14 protein-coding genes and 3 pseudogenes are annotated in these 16,456 nt (G+C 65.8%); 5 read left to right on the forward strand and 12 right to left on the reverse strand.

Going from position 1 to position 16,456, the window contains the following annotated elements; translation table 11 throughout:
* Nucleotides 1–71 precede the first annotated feature (71 nt).
* Complete coding sequence (locus tag GT370_RS04215) at nt 72–602, forward strand: MBL fold metallo-hydrolase (RefSeq protein ID WP_333490016.1); 531 nt, start codon at nt 72–74, stop codon at nt 600–602.
* A 177-nt stretch (nt 603–779) separates the two neighbouring features.
* Here GT370_RS04215 and GT370_RS04220 read toward each other — a convergent pair whose 3' ends face one another.
* The 7 genes and pseudogenes from GT370_RS04220 to GT370_RS21235 form a co-directional block, all read right to left on the reverse strand.
* Complete coding sequence (locus GT370_RS04220; RefSeq protein WP_008493038.1) at nt 780–1,268, reverse strand: DUF421 domain-containing protein; 489 nt, start codon at nt 1,266–1,268, stop codon at nt 780–782.
* A gap of 78 nt (nt 1,269–1,346) precedes the next feature.
* A pseudogene (locus GT370_RS04225) lies at nt 1,347–2,020 on the reverse strand (metallophosphoesterase).
* Nucleotides 2,021–2,100: 80 nt separating this feature from the next.
* Nucleotides 2,101–3,504, reverse strand: a complete 1,404-nt coding sequence (locus GT370_RS04230) for a cryptochrome/photolyase family protein (protein ID WP_008493034.1) — start codon at nt 3,502–3,504, stop codon at nt 2,101–2,103.
* A gap of 27 nt (nt 3,505–3,531) precedes the next feature.
* On the reverse strand, nt 3,532–4,230 hold the full coding sequence (gene pdeM / locus GT370_RS04235; RefSeq protein ID WP_008493033.1) for a ligase-associated DNA damage response endonuclease PdeM: 699 nt from the start codon (nt 4,228–4,230) through the stop codon (nt 3,532–3,534).
* Nucleotides 4,227–5,618 (reverse strand): hypothetical protein, encoded by a 1,392-nt coding sequence (locus GT370_RS21225; protein ID WP_442865486.1) that lies wholly within the window; start codon nt 5,616–5,618, stop codon nt 4,227–4,229. Before GT370_RS21225 ends, pdeM begins: the two co-directional genes overlap by 4 nt.
* Nucleotides 5,619–5,743: 125 nt before the next feature.
* A pseudogene (locus GT370_RS21230) lies at nt 5,744–6,013 on the reverse strand (helicase-related protein); the annotation flags it as partial.
* 35 nt (nt 6,014–6,048) lie between these two features.
* Entirely contained in the window at nt 6,049–6,693 is a 645-nt protein-coding gene (locus GT370_RS21235; protein ID WP_442865487.1) for a DEAD/DEAH box helicase, read from the reverse strand.
* Between the two features lie 21 nt (nt 6,694–6,714).
* On the opposite strand from GT370_RS21235, the gene GT370_RS04245 reads away from it, so the two are divergent.
* The 3 genes and pseudogenes from GT370_RS04245 to GT370_RS04255 all read left to right on the forward strand — a co-directional run bounded on the left by GT370_RS04245 (nt 6,715) and on the right by GT370_RS04255 (nt 10,723).
* Nucleotides 6,715–7,743 carry a ligase-associated DNA damage response exonuclease gene (locus GT370_RS04245; protein WP_008493031.1) on the forward strand — a complete coding sequence of 343 codons (1,029 nt, stop codon included), beginning with the start codon at nt 6,715–6,717 and terminating at the stop codon, nt 7,741–7,743.
* Nucleotides 7,740–9,298: pseudogene (locus GT370_RS04250) on the forward strand (cisplatin damage response ATP-dependent DNA ligase). Before GT370_RS04245 ends, GT370_RS04250 begins: the two are co-directional and overlap by 4 nt.
* A 186-nt stretch (nt 9,299–9,484) precedes the next feature.
* Complete coding sequence (locus GT370_RS04255; protein ID WP_039885005.1) at nt 9,485–10,723, forward strand: MFS transporter; 1,239 nt, start codon at nt 9,485–9,487, stop codon at nt 10,721–10,723.
* A gap of 159 nt (nt 10,724–10,882) precedes the next feature.
* On the opposite strand, the gene GT370_RS04260 is transcribed toward GT370_RS04255, so the two are convergent.
* A complete protein-coding gene (locus GT370_RS04260; RefSeq protein WP_168118390.1) occupies nt 10,883–11,158 on the reverse strand; it encodes a hypothetical protein in 276 nt (91 codons plus the stop codon).
* A gap of 30 nt (nt 11,159–11,188) precedes the next feature.
* On the opposite strand from GT370_RS04260, the gene GT370_RS04265 reads away from it, so the two are divergent.
* Nucleotides 11,189–12,805 (forward strand): acyl-CoA dehydrogenase family protein, encoded by a 1,617-nt coding sequence (locus tag GT370_RS04265; RefSeq protein ID WP_008493027.1) that lies wholly within the window; start codon nt 11,189–11,191, stop codon nt 12,803–12,805.
* Nucleotides 12,806–12,814: 9 nt separating this feature from the next.
* Here GT370_RS04265 and GT370_RS04270 read toward each other — a convergent pair whose 3' ends face one another.
* From GT370_RS04270 to GT370_RS04285, 4 genes are all read right to left on the reverse strand, one after another.
* Nucleotides 12,815–13,507, reverse strand: a complete 693-nt coding sequence (locus tag GT370_RS04270; RefSeq protein WP_270183938.1) for an NAD-dependent epimerase/dehydratase family protein — start codon at nt 13,505–13,507, stop codon at nt 12,815–12,817.
* An 82-nt stretch (nt 13,508–13,589) separates the two neighbouring features.
* On the reverse strand, nt 13,590–14,432 hold the full coding sequence (locus tag GT370_RS04275) for an ABC transporter permease (protein ID WP_008493025.1): 843 nt from the start codon (nt 14,430–14,432) through the stop codon (nt 13,590–13,592).
* Between the two features lie 58 nt (nt 14,433–14,490).
* Nucleotides 14,491–15,357 carry an ABC transporter permease gene (locus GT370_RS04280; protein ID WP_270183939.1) on the reverse strand — a complete coding sequence of 289 codons (867 nt, stop codon included), beginning with the start codon at nt 15,355–15,357 and terminating at the stop codon, nt 14,491–14,493.
* Between the two features lie 8 nt (nt 15,358–15,365).
* Entirely contained in the window at nt 15,366–16,433 is a 1,068-nt protein-coding gene (locus GT370_RS04285) for an ABC transporter ATP-binding protein (RefSeq protein ID WP_234730645.1), read from the reverse strand.
* Between the last annotated feature and the right edge of the window lie 23 nt (nt 16,434–16,456).

Genomic DNA, 16,456 nt, shown 5'->3' on the forward strand with positions numbered 1-16,456 from the left:
TTTCAGCAGAATTGCGCCCTGGCCTGGGATGACGAAACCAAGATCGGCGCGGTGATCGACCCGGGCGGGATGTGCCCTACATCACCGAACAGATCACCAAGCTCGGCCTCTCCATCACCGAGATTTTCCTCACCCATGGCCATATCGACCATGCGGGCGGGGCGATGGAGCTGGCGGAAAAGCTGGATGTGCGCATCATCGGCCCCGGCATCGAGGATAAATTCCTGCTCGATGGCCTGGCCGAGCAGGGGGCGCGCTACGGCATCAAGGCGCGGGACTGCACGCCGGATCGCTGGCTGCGGGCGGGGGATGTGATCAAGCTCGGCGGCGCGGATTTCGAGGTCCGTCACTGCCCCGGCCATACGCCCGGCCATATGGTGTTCCTGAACAAGGCGCTGCAATTCGGCATTCTCGGCGATGTGTTGTTCAAGGGCTCGGTCGGGCGCACGGATTTCGGTGATTACGGCGACCATGCGCAGCTGATCGCCTCGATCAAGCGCGAGCTTTTGGTGCTGCCGGACAGTTTCGGGTTTCTGTGCGGCCACGGCCCTGGTTCGACGATTGGCGCCGAACGTGAAACCAATCCCTACTTAAACGAATAAAAGTTTTTGGGTTTGGCCCTTTTTTCAAAAAGGGCCAAGAGACGTTTGGGTGTTGGCACCAGCGGTGCATACACCCCGGCGTTTTTCGCCGCTTTTTTGAGTTGCGCTGGGCGGGCCGATTCAGAGACAGCAGCAAAGCTGCTTCCTCATCGGCGCGCCGGCGGCACCAAAAAACTCTTATTTTTTTGCGATCGTGCTGATCTGGCCGTTGCGCTCCAGCATCGCCGTTTCCAGCGCCCCCAACCCCTCATGCCCGGCACAACGCGCCGCCTCCTCGATATCATGCGGCGTCACCGCGCTGGCCCGCATATTCCCACCGCGCATCCTGCCATTCTCGATCAGCGGGATCGGCCTGCCTTTCACCACCCGGCCCAAAACCGGCCAACGCGCCGCCAGATGGTCCAACGCCCAGTAGAGCAGCAGAAACACCGTCGTCGCCACCAGCGTGTCGATCAGCTTGGCATTGCCGGTTAGGGCGCGGCTGAGGCTGGAGCCGATGACGATGGCGATGACGATATCCAGCGGACTCTGCCGCCCAAAGGCGCGCCGCCCCAGCAGCCGGATCGCCGCCAGCCCATAGACCAGCACGATCACCGCGCGCAAACTCATCTGCCACCAGAGAATCCGCGTCGCCCCGTCACCCACCAGCGCGTGCCATGCCTGCATCCGCCCGCATCCTTTCGGTGAAGATGTCGGGCGCGGCGCCAGCGGTTCAAGCCCGCCTCTGCGCCGCCGAGGGCCGGCTCAGGGCAGGGGGTCGATATCCATCCAGGAGAGATGCCCGCCTTTGCCCGCCCCGGTATCCAGAAACACCGCCATGCCGCCCTTGCGCCCGTGGCGGATATAAGGCCGCCCGTCGGTCGAGCGCTGGTCGTGCCCGACATAGGCGGTGATGCCCGCGGGCAGATCATCCACCCAGCGCAGCAGCCGCTCCGGCTTGCCGCCGCTGCTCACCCGGCCGCTGGTCTGGCCATAGAGAGCGCGCGCCCAGAGCGGCTCCGGCCGGCCGGGCGGGAAGGGGCCGGGGGCTGCTCCAGCATCGCCGGATGAAACCCGCCATGCACGAAAAACAGCTTTCCCGATTGCAGCCAGACCGGCGCGCGCAAAATCTCCTCGCGCGTGCGCTCCCGCAGCTCGTCCGGCAGAATGGCCATGGTCTTTGCCGTCGGCTCGCCGCGCACCCGATCCCCCCGCAGCGCCCGCCCGAGCTTGAAATCATGATTGCCGAGCAGGAACAGCCCACGCTTCTCGTCCAAAATCTCGAACATGATCCGCAGCGCGCCGGGGGTATCCGGCCCGTCATCGACGAGATCGCCGAGCTGGATGATGAACCGATCCGTCTGCGCCGCCGCCGCGAAGGCGCGGGAATCGCCATGCACATCGCCGACAATGCGCAGTCCGCGTCCGTTGGGGATCATCGCATGGACCAGCAACGCGTTGAAATAAAAGGTAACATTACAACTCAAAGATGGGTTGTTCCGCGACCTCTGGCAAGGGCTTACGCTGGCCTCCCGCCTTTCAACCTCGCATAGGCGGCCAGCGCCTTATCCCGCCCCTCCGCCGGCTTCACCAGCGGCTGCGGATAATTACTCCCCAGCTTCACCCCGCACGCCGCCAAAATCTCAGGCGGCGCCTCCCAGGGGGCGTGGATATATTTGTCCGGCAACCGCTTCAGCGCCGGCAGGAAGCGGCGCACATAGGCGCCGTCGCCATCGAATTTCTGCCCCTGCAGCACCGGGTTGAAGACCCGGAAATAAGGCGCGGCATCCGCCCCGCACCCCGCCACCCATTGCCAGGAGGCGCCATTCGCCGCCTCATCCGCCTCGCATAGCGTATCCCAGAACCAGGCCTCGCCGGCCTGCCAGGGGATCAGCAGATGCTTCACCAGATAGGAGGCGCAGATCATCCGCACCCGGTTATGCATCCAGCCGGTGATCCAGAGCTCGCGCATCCCGGCATCGACGATGGGAATCCCGGTCTTGCCCGTCTGCCAGGCGGTCAGCCTGTCGCGGTTGGTCTCCCAGGGGAAATCCTTGAACTCCCTGCGGATCGGCTCGCGGCGCAGGTCCGGATGCTGCCAGAGCAGATTGATCGAGAATTCCCGCCAGAGCAGCTCCTTCAGGAAGGTCTCCACCCCCTCGCCAGCACCCGCCGCGCGCGCCCGGTGCCAGACATAACGTGGCGAGATCTCGCCAAAATGCGCATGCGGGGAGAGTTTCGAGGTGCCATGGCGGCCGGGTATGTCGCGGGCGGTGGCGTAATCCTGCACCGGCCCGGCCAGAAACGCCTCCAGCCGCGCCTTCGCCCCCGCTTCGCCGGGCGTCCATTCCGCCCGCATCCCGCCAGCCCAGTCCGGCCTGATCGGCAGCAGCCCCCAATCGGCCAGATCCTCGCTTTCGATCTTCGGCCCGAGCAGGGCGCTGGGCACCGGCAGCAGCGTCTCCGGCACCCCGGCCTCCTGGCAGGCTTTCGAGAAAGGCGTGTAGACGCCGTACATCCCGCCGGCCTTGGTGGTGATCCGCTCCGGGTGAAACAGCGAGGTGGAAAGATGCCGGTGCAGCCCGCAATCCAGCCTTTTCAGCGCCGCATCCAGCGCCCGGTCCGCTTCGCGCCAAGCCGGCTCATAGGCGCGCGCCACATGCACCGCCGCAACCTTGTGCGCCTTCACCAGCCCCGTGATGATCTCCGTTGCATCGCCCCGGCGCAGCACCAGCCGCCCGCCGCGCGCGGCGATCTCCGCCCCCAGCGCGCTCAGTGAATGATGCAGCCACCAGCGGCTCGCCCCGCCGGCGCGCTCATCGAGGATATAGAGCAGAATGACATCGCCGGCCGCGGCGGCGGCGTGCAGGGCCGGGTTATCGGCAAGGCGCAGATCGTTACGGAACCAGACAAGATTGGTCATGCGGGTGAATATAGGCGCGTGAGGCGTTTACGCCACCTCGGCGAGCCGCCCCAGCTGCTCCAGCGCGAAAGAATAAAGCTGCTCCTGGCCCAGCATGAACACCCGCAAGCCGCGCGGGAACAGCCGGGCAATCGGCGCCTCGCGCACATCCAGCCCGCCGGTGAGCGCACCGAAGGCCGGCAGGATCAGCCTGGTGCTGCCATCGGAGACGAAGCAGGGCCGCGAGACCCGCTTGGCCCGCGACTCGATGCTGGCTTTCGGGTGGAAATGCCCGGAAAGCTCGATCTCCCGCAACCCCAGCAGGGGCTGCGCCTGGTGGCGGAACACGAACGGGCCTTCCCGATGCTCGGCCACGCATTGCCCCGGCAGATCATGCGGGGTGGCATCGTGATTACCGGCGATCCAGATGATCTGCGCCTCCCGGCCGATCGCCTCCAGCCGCGTGCGGTCATCCTTGGAGAGCCGGGCATGGCCCTGCGTGTCATGGAAGCTGTCCCCCAGCGCGATCAGCCGGGAGGGGCGGTAGAGCCGCACCAGCCTGGTCAGCCGCTCCAATGTGGCGCGCGTATCGAAAGGCGGCAGCAGCGCCCCGCGGGCGGCCAGCGAGGAGGATTTCTCGAAATGCAGGTCGGCGACGATCAGCACCCGCTTGGCGGGCCAGAAAGCGGCACCGGAGGGGTCGAGCATCAAACGTTCGTTGCGGAAATGAATCGGTGCGGCGGTCATGTATGGTCAAAGAGCATATTCTGTCCTTTCGGACCATGGATAAAATTTCCATGAACATTCTCATCCTCACCAGCTTCGGCGATCAGCGCCTGCGCCTCGGCCAGCAGCAGTTCCTCGGCCTCGCCCTGCACATGTTCGCGGCCAATCTCCAGCAGCACCGGCACCGCCAAGGGCGAGACTCGGGAGAGCGCCATATGGGTGATCCGCCCCTTCGCCCGCGCCAGCAGGGCGGCGATGCGGGAGAGATCGATCAGCCCATGCGCCGCATCCGCCCGGGTGGCGCGCAGCAGAATATGGTCAGGCTGGTGGCGGCGCAGCACGTCATAGATCAGGTCTGAATTCACCGTCACCTGGCGGCGGTTCTTCTCAACCCCTGGGAGCTGGCGCGGGATCAACCCGGCAATCACCGCCACTTGCCGGAAGGCGCGGCGCAGCAGCGAGCTGGTCTCCATCCATTCCTCCAGATCATCGCCCAGCAGATCCTCATGAAACAGCTGCTCGATCTTTTCCGGGCGATAAGCGGACCAGATCGCCAGCACATAATCGGACGCGACAAAGCCGATCGGCGCGAAGCCGGCGCGCTCCATCCGCTTGGTCAGCAACAGGCCCAAAGTCTGGTGCGCGTTGCGCCCCTCGAAGGCATAGACCACCATGAACCAGCGCCCGGCGCGCGGGAATGTCTCCACCAGCAACCCGTTCGGCCCGGGCAGGCGGGAGCGGCGCCTCTGCAGCGCCAGCCAGTCCCGCACCTGTTCCGGAAAGGCACCCCAGCAGCCCGGGTCATGCAGCATCGCCCTTACCCGCGCCGCGAGATTGGTGGTGAGCGGCAGCCTGGCCCCGGCATAAGCCGGCACTTTCGGCTCCTTGCCAGGGGCTTCCACCACCTCCGCCGCGTTTTCCCGCAGGCGGATGAATTTCAACACCCGCCCGGCAAACATGAAGCTGTCGCCAGGGACGAGCTGATTGACGAAATATTCCTCCACCTCGCCCAAGGCCGCGCCAAAGCCCCCGCCACGCCGCCCCAGCAGCCGGATCTTGATCAGCGGCGCCTCGACGATGGTGCCGATATTCATCCGGAATTGCTGCACCACTTTGGCGTTGGCCGGATAGACAAACCCCTCTGAATCCCGGAACAATTTGCGATAGCGCTCATAGGCGGCGAGCGCGTAGCCGCCATCCTCGACGAAGCCCAGCACCGCATCGAAGTCCGGCCGGGATAAATCCTCATAGGGCGCGGCAGAGACCACCTCGCGATAGAGATCATCCGGGTGAAATTTCCCCGCGCAGGCCATGCCCAGAACATGCTGGGCCAGCACATCCAGCCCGCCAGGGCGGGCGGATCGCCATCCAGAGCCGCTTCGGCCACGCCGGCCATCGCCGCCTCGCATTCCAGCACCTCGAACCGGTTGGCCGGCACCAGCACGGCGCGGGAGGGTTCGTCCAGCCGGTGATTGGCCCGGCCCAGGCGCTGCAGCAGCCGCGATACCCCCTTCGGCGCGCCGATCTGCAGCACCTGATCCACCCCGCCCCAATCGATGCCGAGATCCAGCGAGGAGGTGGCGATGACACCGCGCAACTTCCCCTCCGCCATCGCCGCCTCCACCTTGCGGCGCTGGGCGATGTCCAGACTGCCATGATGGATGGCGATCGGCAGGTTTTCCTCATTATGCCGCCAGATTTCCGCAAACAGCAGCTCCGCCTGGGCGCGGGTATTGACGAAGACGATGCTCATCTTCGCCTGGGCGATTTTCCGCAGCACCAGCTCTGCCGATTTCAGCCCCATATGGCCCGACCAGGGGATTTCGGTCTCGGGCAGCGCTAACGTGATCTCGGGCGCCGCCCCCTCCTTGGCCTGTACCAGCCGCGCTTCCGGCCCACGAACCGGCGCATCGCCTCAGGATGCGCCACCGTGGCCGAAAGCCCGACGATTCGCGTGGCCGAGAGGGCGCGCAGCCGTGAGAGACACAAAGCCAGCTGATCCCCCCGCTTGGTCCCGGCCAGGGCATGGATCTCATCTACCACCACGCAGGCCAGACCCTTGAAATACACCCCGCTATTTTCCTGCGAGAGCAGCAGCAGCAGCGATTCCGGGGTGGTCAGCAGAATATTCGGCGCCATCTCCTTCTGCCGGGCGCGGCGATTGGCCGGGGTGTCGCCGCTGCGGGTCTCGATGGAGACGGACAAGCCCATCTCCGCCACCGGGATTTGCAGATTGCGGGCAATATCCGTGCCCAGCGCCTTCAGCGGGCTGACATAGAGCGTGTGCAGCCCCTCACGCGGCCGCGCCGCCAGCGCAACCAGGCTGGGCAGAAACCCGGCCAGCGTCTTGCCAGCCCCGGTGGGGGCGATCAGCAGCGCATCCGCGCCCTCCTGGGCCGCGTCCAGCATCTCGGCCTGGTGGGCGCGCAGGCGCCAGCCCTTGGCGGCGAACCATTTTTCAAATCGCTCTGGCAGAGAGGCCATAAGCCACCATATGGTGTTTTCATGCTTTGTTCCAACACCCCACATCCGGAACGCTGGCTGAAGCCGACCCCGGCCGGGCTCTATTGCCTGCCGGGCGATTTTTATATCGACCCGCTACGGGCGGTGCCGCGGGCCATCGTCACCCATGGCCATTCGGACCATGCCCGCCCCGGCCACGACCATGTACTGGCCACGCCCGAGACACTCGCCATCATGCGCACCCGGATGGGCGCGGAGCGGGCAGGAGCCACGCAACAGGCTCTGCCCTATGGCGAGACGCTCCAAATTAACGATGTTAACATAAAACTGGTTCCGGCGGGACATGTGTTAGGCTCGGCGCAGATCGTGCTCGACCATGCCGGTAGCCGCGCCGTCGTCTCCGGCGATTATAAGCGCCAGCCGGACCCGACCTGCGCGCCCTTCGAGCCGGTGCGCTGCGATGTCTTCGTCACCGAAGCCACGTTCGGCCTGCCGGTCTTCCGCCATCCGGACCCGGCCAAGGAGATCGAGAAACTCCTGCGCTCGCATGCGCTTTTCCCTGATCGCACGCATGTCATCGGCGCTTATTCGCTCGGCAAATCCCAGCGCCTGATCGCCATGCTGCGCCAGCAGGGGTTCGATGCGCCGATCTATCTGCACGGGGCGCATGCCAATCTCTGCGCGCTTTATGAGAGCCTCGGCGTACCGTTGGGCGATCTGCGCCCGGCGACAATGGCGCAAAAGGCGCAGCTGAAAGGCGCGATGGTGCTGGCCCCGCCCTCGGCGGTCGGCGAGCGCTGGGGGCGGCGGCTGGAAGACCCGGTGGTGGCCCAGGCCTCGGGCTGGATGCGGGTGCGCCAGCGCGCCAAGGCGTCCGGCATCGAACTGCCGCTGATCATCTCCGACCATGCCGATTGGGACGATCTGCTGGCCACCATCGCCGAGGTGCAGGCCCCGGAAATCTGGGTGACCCATGGCGCCGAGGAGGCGCTGATCCGCGCCTGCGCCCTGCGCCAGATCCGCGCCCGGGCGCTGTCGCTGGTGGGCTATGGGGAAGAAGAGGGCGAATGAAGGCGTTTGCCGAGCTGCTGGAGCGGCTGCTCTTCGCCCCCGGCCGCAACACCAAGATCGCCCTGCTGCGCGCCTATTTCGCCAGCCGGCCGGACCCGGAGCGCGGCTATGCGCTCGCCGCCATCGCCGGCGCGCTGGATTTCCCCGGTGCGAAATCCGCGACGCTGAAGGAGCTGGCCGCCACCCGCACCGATGCCGAGCTGTTTTCGCTATCCTACGATTTCGTCGGCGATCTGGCCGAGACCATCGCGCTGATCTGGCCCGCCCAGGGCGACGACGCGCCCGATCTGCCCGCTGTTATCGAAGCGCTACGAAACGCCAAGCGCACTGAAATCCCCGGCCTCATCGAAGGCTGGCTGGACCGCTGCGATCCCTCCACACGGCTGGCCCTCATCAAACTGCTCACCGGCGGGCTGCGCGTCGGCGCCTCCTTGCGGCTGGCCAAGCTCGCCTTGGCGGAGATGGGGCTGGTGGATGTGAATGAGATCGAGGAGATCTGGCACGGCCTCGCCCCGCCATATACCAGCCTGTTCGCCTGGCTGGAGGGCAGGGGCCGCGCCCCACGCCCGGTGAGGCCCCGGTCTTCCGCCCGGTGATGCTGGCGCATCCGGTGGAGGCAGAGGACATCGCCCGCACCGACTGGCGGGAATTCCGCGCCGAGCAGAAATATGACGGCATCCGGGTGCAGATCGTCGCCACCCCGACCGGCAAGCGGCTCTATTCGCGCGCCGCCGAGGATATTTCGGCGTCCTTCCCGGAACTGCTGGAGGCGCTTGATTTCCATGCGGTGCTGGATGGCGAGCTGCTGGTGATCCGGGACGGCGAAATCGCGCCCTTCTCAGACCTGCAGCAACGCCTCAACCGCAAAACCACCACACCCGCCTTGCAGCAAAAATTCCCGGTCGGGATCATGCTCTATGATCTGCTGTTCGAGGCCACCGAGGATCTGCGCGCGCTGCCCTTCGATGCCCGCCGCGCCCGGCTGGAGGCCTGGTTCGCCGCCACCAGACCCGCCGCGATGCGGCTCTCACCCTTGATCCCCTTCACCAGCATCGACGAGCTGGCGACACTGCGCGACGCCGCCCGGGACGAGGCCAGCGAGGGGCTGATGCTCAAGCGCGGCGATGCGCCCTACCTCGCCGGGCGGCCCAAGGGGCTGTGGTGGAAATGGAAGCGCGCCCCGCTGAGCCTGGATGCGGTGCTGATGTATGCCCAGCGCGGCCACGGCAAACGCTCCTCTTTCTATTCGGACTACACATTCGGTGTCTGGACCGAGGCGGGCGAGCTGGTGCCGGTGGCGAAAGCCTATTCCGGCTATACGGACGAGGAGCTGAATTTCATCGATAAATGGATCCGCGCCCATACCATCGCCCGCTTCGGCCCGGTGCGGGAGGTGGAGAAAAAGCTGGTCTTCGAGCTGGGGTTCGACGCCGCCCAGCTCTCCACCCGGCATAAATCCGGCATCGCGCTGCGCTTCCCGCGCATATTGCGCCTGCGCACGGACAAGCCGGCCGAGGAGGCGGACCGGCTGGAGAGCCTGCGCAAGCTGATCTAGAGCGTATTCCGTTCCCGTTGGTGCACGGAACACGCTCTAGCTTTTTTTTCGAGCGAGCAACTTTATCCGATCAAACGAGTCCGTTTGATCGGATGTTGCTCTAGCCATTTGGCGGGCTCATATATTGTCATCAGCCCAGCCCGCGCCCAGATCCGTAAGGCTCTACTCGACCGCCAGCGGGATGTGATGATAAATCCGGGGAATAAGACAAACCGCGTGCGGTTGGAAATTTGGCCGCTACAGGCTCTGAATTTCTTCATGGCCGACATGCAGGCCGGAATCGGGCCATTCCTGAGCGTGTTCCTGCTCGCGCATCATTGGACAAGCGGGCCGATCGGCACGGTGATGACATTTGGCGGTCTCGCGGGGATGGTGATGACGGCGCCGGCTGGTGCGTTGGTCGATGCGACGCACCGCAAGAGACTCTTGATCGTCCTCACCGGCATCTGCACCGTTGCCGCTTCCAGCCTCATCCTTCTCTCGCAGGAATTTTGGATGATTGCCGCCTCGCAGGTGGCAACGGCGATCGCCGGGGCGGCGATTGGCCCGGCGGTCACCGGGCTCACCCTCGGCATCGTGCACCAAACCGGCTTTCCTCACCAAAATGCCCGCAACCAGGCATTCAATCATGCGGGGAACATGGTCGGCGCGGGCCTGTCTGGTTTGCTGGGCTGGCTCTATGGGTTTCCCGCCGTTCTCGCTTTGGCGGGCGCATTTGGCGTATTGTCGATCATTTCGGTGTTGATGATTCCCGCCAGGGCGATCGACCATGAGGCCGCCCGGGGGCTGACCAGCGCAACAGGCCACGACGGCCACGCAAGTGGTCTGCAAGTTCTGTTGCGGACGAAGCCGCTCTTGATCCTGGCGGCCTCGCTCGCCTGCTTCCATTTGGGCAACGCCGCGATGTTGCCGCTTTACGGGCTTGCGGTGGTGGGCGCCAGGCAGGGAAACCCGACGATCTTCGTGGCGCAGACGGTTGTCGTCGCCCAGGCTGTGATGATCCTCGCGTCGATTTTCGCCATGCGGCTGGTGGATAAACGCGGCTATTGGCTTTTGCTGCTTCTCTCATTTGTCTCTTTGCCCATCCGGGGGATCGTCGCCGCGCACCTCATCGTCGCCTGGGGCGTTTATCCGGTGCAGATGCTGGATGGCATCGGCGCCGGCTTGCAAAGCGTCGCGGTCCCTGGCCTGGTGGCGCGCATCCTCAATGGCACCGGCCGGGTGAATGTCGGCCAGGGGGCGGTGATGACGGTTCAAGGCATCGGCGCCGCCTTAAGCCCGGCGATCGGCGGATGGATCGCCGAGGCTCTGGGATATCCCACGATGTTTACAATATTAGGGGGGTTCGCGTTGGTCTCGCTGGCGCTCTGGATCGGCTTCGCCCGCCAGCTAAGGCCTGCTTGCGACCACAGCTTTGACCCCTGAGCGCGAGGCCTCCTCCATAATCGCGACCGACGATCGCCCATTTTTCGCCATTTGCTGGTTTGATTGTGAGGTGGCGTCGGAGTGGTCCGGCGCGAATTCACGGAGTCTGTCTTGAAGCGTCTCATTTTCGTAGTCCCCCTTCTCGCCATCATCGGGTCCTCACCGGCCTTCGCCGCCGGATGCGTGTCCGGCGCGGCCGTGGGGGCCGTTGCCGGGCATTATGCCGGCCATCATGCCGTGCTTGGGGCTGTCGGCGGCTGCATCGCGGGTCATGAGCTGAAAAAGCGCCAGAAGAGGCAGGCGCACGAGCAGCAAATGCAGCGCCAGCAGCAAGGCAATTTTTGAACGGCGCCGCAGTGGCGGCACCTGAATTTGGAGCCGCCCGCGGGCGATTATGATGTGACGATTATGATGTGACCAGGGGCCTGAAAACATATAAGCTGGAGCCAAAGCCTGGAGGACACCATGCAAGGCGCGCCCACGCACGAGGTGCTGAACCAGCCCCCGCCCTTGGAGGATTTCAACGCCTGGACAAATGATGAGGCGCTGCGCGACGCCGTGAAAACCTATGGCGGCGGCTGGGCGGCGCCACGGCTTTGCGCCTGCGGCTGGCATGTGGGGGCGGCCCGGGTGCTGGAGCTGGCCCGGCAGGCCAACCGCTTCACGCCGGAATTGCGGACCCATGACCGTTACGGGCACCGGATTGACCAGGTGGCCTTCCACCCGGCCTGGCATGAGCTGATGGGCATGGTCCGCGCGGATGAGGTGCATGCGCTGGGCTGGACCGACCAGCGCCCCGGCGCCCATGTGGCGCGCGCGGCGCTGTCTTATCTCTGGGCGCAGGGCGAGGCCGGGGTCGGGTGCCCGGCGGCGATGACATTCGCCTCCCTGGCTGCCTTGCGCCATGCCCCGGCGCTGCTGGCGCGGTTCCAGCCGGGCATCTTGTCTCCCGGCTACGATCCCCGCCCCCTGCCGCCGGCGCAGAAGGCGGCGCTGACCGTGGCCATGGCGATGACGGAGAAACAAGGCGGCTCCGATCTGCGCCAGGTGCAGACCCAGGCCACCCATCAGGGCGGGGATATGTACGAGCTCACCGGGCATAAATGGTTCTTCTCCGTGCCGGTGGCGGATCTGTTCCTCACCCTGGCGCGCACCCCGGCCGGGCCGACCTGCTTTCTGGCCCAAGGCTGGCGCGATGCGGGCGGGCGCAATTTCCTGGCCTTGCAAAGATTGAAGGATAAATGCGGCAACCGCTCCAACGCCTCGGCGGAGGTCGAGTTCCGGGGGCTGGAGGCCAGGATTGTCGGGGTGGAGGGGCGCGGCATCGCGACCATTCTGGAGATGGCGCATCTGACCCGGCTGGAATGCGCGCTGGGCAGCGCCGGGCAGATGCGCCAGGCGGTGCGGCTGGCGGCGCACCACGCCGCGCATCGCAGCGCCTTTGGGGCTGATCTCGCCGCCCAGCCGGCGATGGCGAATGTGCTGGCGGATCTGGCGCTGGAGGCCGAGGCGGCAATGTGGCTGGCGATGCGGGCGGCGGCGGCTCTGGATGCCGCCAGCCGGGACGAAAGCGAGCAGATATTGGTCCGGTGCCTGGCGCCGATCGCCAAATATTTTATCTGTAAACGCGCCCCCATGGTGGTGGCCGAGGCGCTGGAATGCCATGGCGGCAATGGCTTTATCGAAGAGCATGACATCGCCCGGCTCTACCGGGACGCGCCGCTGAACGGGCTGTGGGAGGGCTCCGGCAATGTCATCTGCCTGGATGTGTTGCGCGCGCTCTCCCGCCAACCGGAGGGGCTGGCGCTGCTGCGCGACGAAATCGGCAAGGCCAAGGGCGCCAACAAGGCGCTGGATGCCTGGCTCGCCACCCCGCTGCCGGCCTTTGAGGCGCGCCACGCCCGGCGCTTGACCGAGCAGCTTGCCCTGGCCCTGGCCGCCAGCCTGCTGCTGCGCCACGCCCCCGGCTTCGTGGCCGACGCCTATTGCGCGACGAGGCTGGGCGGGGATGGCGGGCAGGCGCTCGGCACCTTGCCGGCCGGGGTCGATTTCACCCCGATCATGCGGCGCATGTCGGGGTGAGGGGAGCCTTCAGGTCACGTCCGCGAGGGCGAAGCTGCCGCCCTGGAAGCGCCAGCCCGGATCATGTCCGCGCAAAATCGCCTCGGCATAATCCTCGGCATTCTGCTTCGGCGCATAGCCCAGCGCGGCGGCTTCGGCATTGTCCCACCAGGACCGGGTATTGGCGGAAACACCCCAGACCGTGAGGCAGCCGACATCCGGCACCGTGGCGGCGCGCCAGACCAGATCCTCCAGATCGTCATAGCCCAGCCAGGTGGAGAGATGGCGCGGCTCGATCGGCCGCTCGATGGCGCTGCCGATCCGCAGCGAGACCGTCTCGATCCCGAACTTGTCGAAATAAAGCTGCCCCATCGCCTCGCCCCAGACCTTGGAGAGGCCATAATTGCCGTCCGGGCGGACCTTGTCGGCCAGGGTCAAGCGCTGCCCGGCCGGGTACATGCCGATCGTATGGTTGGAGGAGGCGAAGACGATCCGCTTCACCTGGTGCCGCCGCGCCCCCTCATAGAGGCGCTGCAGCGCGACCAGATTATTCTGGATGATCTCCGCCAGCGGCTTCTCGACCGAGCTGCCGGCGAGATGGATCACCGCGTCAGCCCCGGCCAGCGCCGCATCCACCACCGCATCCTCGCGCAGATCGCCACCCAGCACCCGCTCCTCGGGCGAGACAGGGGCCGGCAGGCGATGCCCGGCGGCGGTGAGCACCGCCCCCGGGCGATCAGGCGCGGGCGCAGCACCAGGCCCAGCGCGCCGCCGGCCCCGGTGAGGGTGAGTTTGGGCCCGGCCATCAATGCGCCGCCGATTTCTTGGAGCGCCCGACGATCTGGGTGGGATCGACGAAGCGCAGCGCGATGATCAGGCAGACCAGGCTGGTGACCATATAGATCACCGCCATCGCGTCGATCGTCTGGTTGGCGCGCATGCCGGCCGCGAACACCGAGTAATAGAGCGCCACAACCAGCGTCTGGTTGCCCGGCCCGGCGGTGAGGAAGGTGAGCTCGAACAGGCCGATGGTGCGCACCAGCACCAGCACCAGGGCCGCCAGGATGCCGGGCAGCAGCAGCGGCACCATCACCGTGCGGAACAAGGCCCAGGTGCCGGCGCCGAAGACCCGCGCCGCCGCCTCCACCCTGGGGTCGATCTGCTCGATGAACGGCACCAGGATGAAGATCACGAAGGGCACGCTCGGCATCAGGTTGGCGAGAATGACGCCGGTGAGGGTGCCGCCGAGGCCGAACTGATACAGCACCGAGGCGAGCGGAATGCCGTAGGTGAAGGGCGGGATGATCAGCGGCAGCACGAACAGCAGCATCACCAGCTTCTTGCCGGGGAAATCCCGCCGCGCCAGCGCGTAGGCCGCCGGCACGCCGAGCAGGGCGGAGCCGATCAGCACCGCGCCGGCCACTTCCAGCGTCACCACCAGCACGCCGCCGAGCTGGAAGCTGCTCCAGGATTCGCTGTACCAGCTGGTGGTGAAGCCGTTTGGCAGCCAGGTGGCGAACCAGGAGGTGCCGAGACTATCCACCACCACGCTGAGAATGATGCCGGTCAGGTTGATGATGAAGAAGCCCACCAGCGCCCAGATGGCGATGCGCCAGAGCTTGCCCGCGATTTCGCTTTCGATTTTCATGTGTTTCACCCTTTGCCGCCCGCTGCCGGGCCGCGATAGAGGGCCGCACTGGCCTTCATCACGATGGCGACGACGATGATCTGCACCAGTCCCATGATGATGGCGATGGCCGAGCCCATCGAATAATCATATTGTTCATAGGCCGCGTGATAGGCGGCGATGGCGATGACGCGGGTGGGGCCGGAGGGCGAGCCCACCAGCACCGCCGAGGGAAACACCGAGAAGGCCTGCACGAAGGCAAGGCAGAAGGTGATCGCCAGCCCAGCCCCAGCAGCGGCAGCAGAATATGCCGGAAGCGCGCCGCCGGCCCGGCGCCGAGCATCGACGCCGCCTGTTCCAGCGACGGATCGATGCCGCTGACATAAGACAGGATCAGCATGAAGCAGAAGGGAAAGCCGCTGACGATCTGCGAGAGGAACACGCCGGTGAAATTATGCACCAGCCGCACCGGCGCATCGATGACATGCAGGGTCATCAGAATCCGGTTGAACCAGCCGAGCGGCCCGTAGAAATTCAGCATCCCCTGCGCGGTGAGCACCGTGCCCAGCGTCACCGGAATGATGAGGATGGTGGTCAGCAGCCGCTGCTTGCGCAGATGCCGCACCCGCAAGGCGATCGGCACGGAAAGCGCGATATTCACCAGCGTCACCGGCACCGCCAGCTCCAGCGTGGTGAAGATGGTGCCATAGACGTAACGGTCGCTGAAAAAGACGATGTAGTTGCCAAAGCCGAACACGCCATTGGCGTTCATCGGGTGCAGGGAGAGCCAGAAACCATAGAGCGCCGGATAGACGAACAGCGCCAGCACGAACAAAAGCGCTGGCATCAGCAGCAGCGTCGTCACATCCAGTCCGCGGCGGGCCAGACGCTGGGACAGGCTCACATGGTCGGGCGCGGCGGGGGCGGTGAGGGGGGCGCGTTCCATGGCCGCACTCATGCCGCCCTCGCGGGATAGACCAGCACACGCTCGGCCGGCGCGCCCAGGCGCAGCGCCTCGCCCGGCTGCACCGGGATATCGGAGCGGAACCAAAGCTCCATGCCATCCTGGGTGCGGGCCAGGCCGTAGAAATCCCGGCCGCGATATTCGGCGGAGATCACCGAGGCGGCGATCGGCCCGTCAGTGGAGGGGGTCAGATCCTCCGGGCGCAGCGCGGCGATCACATCGCGGCCATTGCCGGGCTCGACCGCCAGACCGGCGATGCGCGCATCCCCCACGCGCATGCTGAGCCGGCCATTTTCTTCAGCCTCCGCCTCGGCCTTCAGCAGATTGCGATAGCCCATGAACTCCGCCACATCGGCATGGGCCGGGCGGGCGTAAAGTTCCTGCGGCGTGCCGACCTGACGCACCTCGCCATCGCGCAGCACCACGATGCGGTCCGCGAGCGACAGCGCCTCGTCCTGGTCGTGCGTTACGTAGATGGTGGAGCAGCCGATCATGTTATGGATGCGCCGGATTTCCGCGCGCATTTCCAGACGCAGCTTGGCATCGAGATTGGACAGCGGCTCATCCATCAGCACCAGCGGCGGTTCGACGACGATGGCGCGGGCGATCGCGACGCGCTGCTGCTGGCCGCCCGAAATCTGGCCGGGCAGCTTGTCCGCCTGCTTGGTCAAACGCACCAGCGCCAGCGCCTCCTCGACCTTGGCGTCGATCACCGCTTGCGGCTGCTTCTGCATGCGCAGGCCAAAGCCGATATTCTTGCGCAGCGACATATGCGGAAACAGCGCATAATTCTGAAACACCATGCCAAAACCGCGATCTTCCGGCTTCAGATGGTCGATGCGGTTATCATCCACCCAGATGCTGCCGCCGGTGAGCGGCAGCAATCCGGCGAGGCAGTTCAGGGCCGTCGACTTGCCGCACCCGGAAGGCCCCAGCAAGGCGATGAACTCGCCCCGCTTGATGGTGAGGGAAATATCCTTGAGCGCGTTCAGCCCGCCAAAGTCGCGGCGCATGCGCTCAAGCCTCAGTTCCCGGAAATTCTTCGCGGAAATCGTCATAACCCTTGAACTCCTCGTTGGTC

Source organism: Acidocella sp. MX-AZ03, from assembly GCF_027626035.1.
In the GTDB taxonomy this organism is placed as follows: Bacteria; Pseudomonadota; Alphaproteobacteria; order Acetobacterales; family Acetobacteraceae; genus Acidocella; species Acidocella facilis.

Excerpts from the sequence above, each read along its gene's own strand:
- GT370_RS04220 (WP_008493038.1), bottom strand. The coding sequence starts at position 1,268 with ATGCAGGCATGGCACGCGCTGGTGGGTGACGGGGCGACGCGGATTCTC.
- GT370_RS04230 (WP_008493034.1), bottom strand. The coding sequence starts at position 3,504 with ATGACCAATCTTGTCTGGTTCCGTAACGATCTGCGCCTTGCCGATAAC.
- pdeM (WP_008493033.1), bottom strand. The coding sequence starts at position 4,230 with ATGACCGCCGCACCGATTCATTTCCGCAACGAACGTTTGATGCTCGAC.
- GT370_RS21225 (WP_442865486.1), bottom strand. The coding sequence starts at position 5,618 with ATGCGAGGCGGCGATGGCCGGCGTGGCCGAAGCGGCTCTGGATGGCGA.
- GT370_RS21235 (WP_442865487.1), bottom strand. The coding sequence starts at position 6,693 with ATGGCCTCTCTGCCAGAGCGATTTGAAAAATGGTTCGCCGCCAAGGGC.
- GT370_RS04245 (WP_008493031.1), top strand. The coding sequence starts at position 6,715 with ATGCTTTGTTCCAACACCCCACATCCGGAACGCTGGCTGAAGCCGACC.
- GT370_RS04255 (WP_039885005.1), top strand. The coding sequence starts at position 9,485 with ATGATAAATCCGGGGAATAAGACAAACCGCGTGCGGTTGGAAATTTGG.
- GT370_RS04260 (WP_168118390.1), bottom strand. The coding sequence starts at position 11,158 with ATGTTTTCAGGCCCCTGGTCACATCATAATCGTCACATCATAATCGCC.
- GT370_RS04265 (WP_008493027.1), top strand. The coding sequence starts at position 11,189 with ATGCAAGGCGCGCCCACGCACGAGGTGCTGAACCAGCCCCCGCCCTTG.
- GT370_RS04275 (WP_008493025.1), bottom strand. The coding sequence starts at position 14,432 with ATGAAAATCGAAAGCGAAATCGCGGGCAAGCTCTGGCGCATCGCCATC.
- GT370_RS04280 (WP_270183939.1), bottom strand. The coding sequence starts at position 15,357 with ATGGAACGCGCCCCCCTCACCGCCCCCGCCGCGCCCGACCATGTGAGC.
- GT370_RS04285 (WP_234730645.1), bottom strand. The coding sequence starts at position 16,433 with ATGACGATTTCCGCGAAGAATTTCCGGGAACTGAGGCTTGAGCGCATG.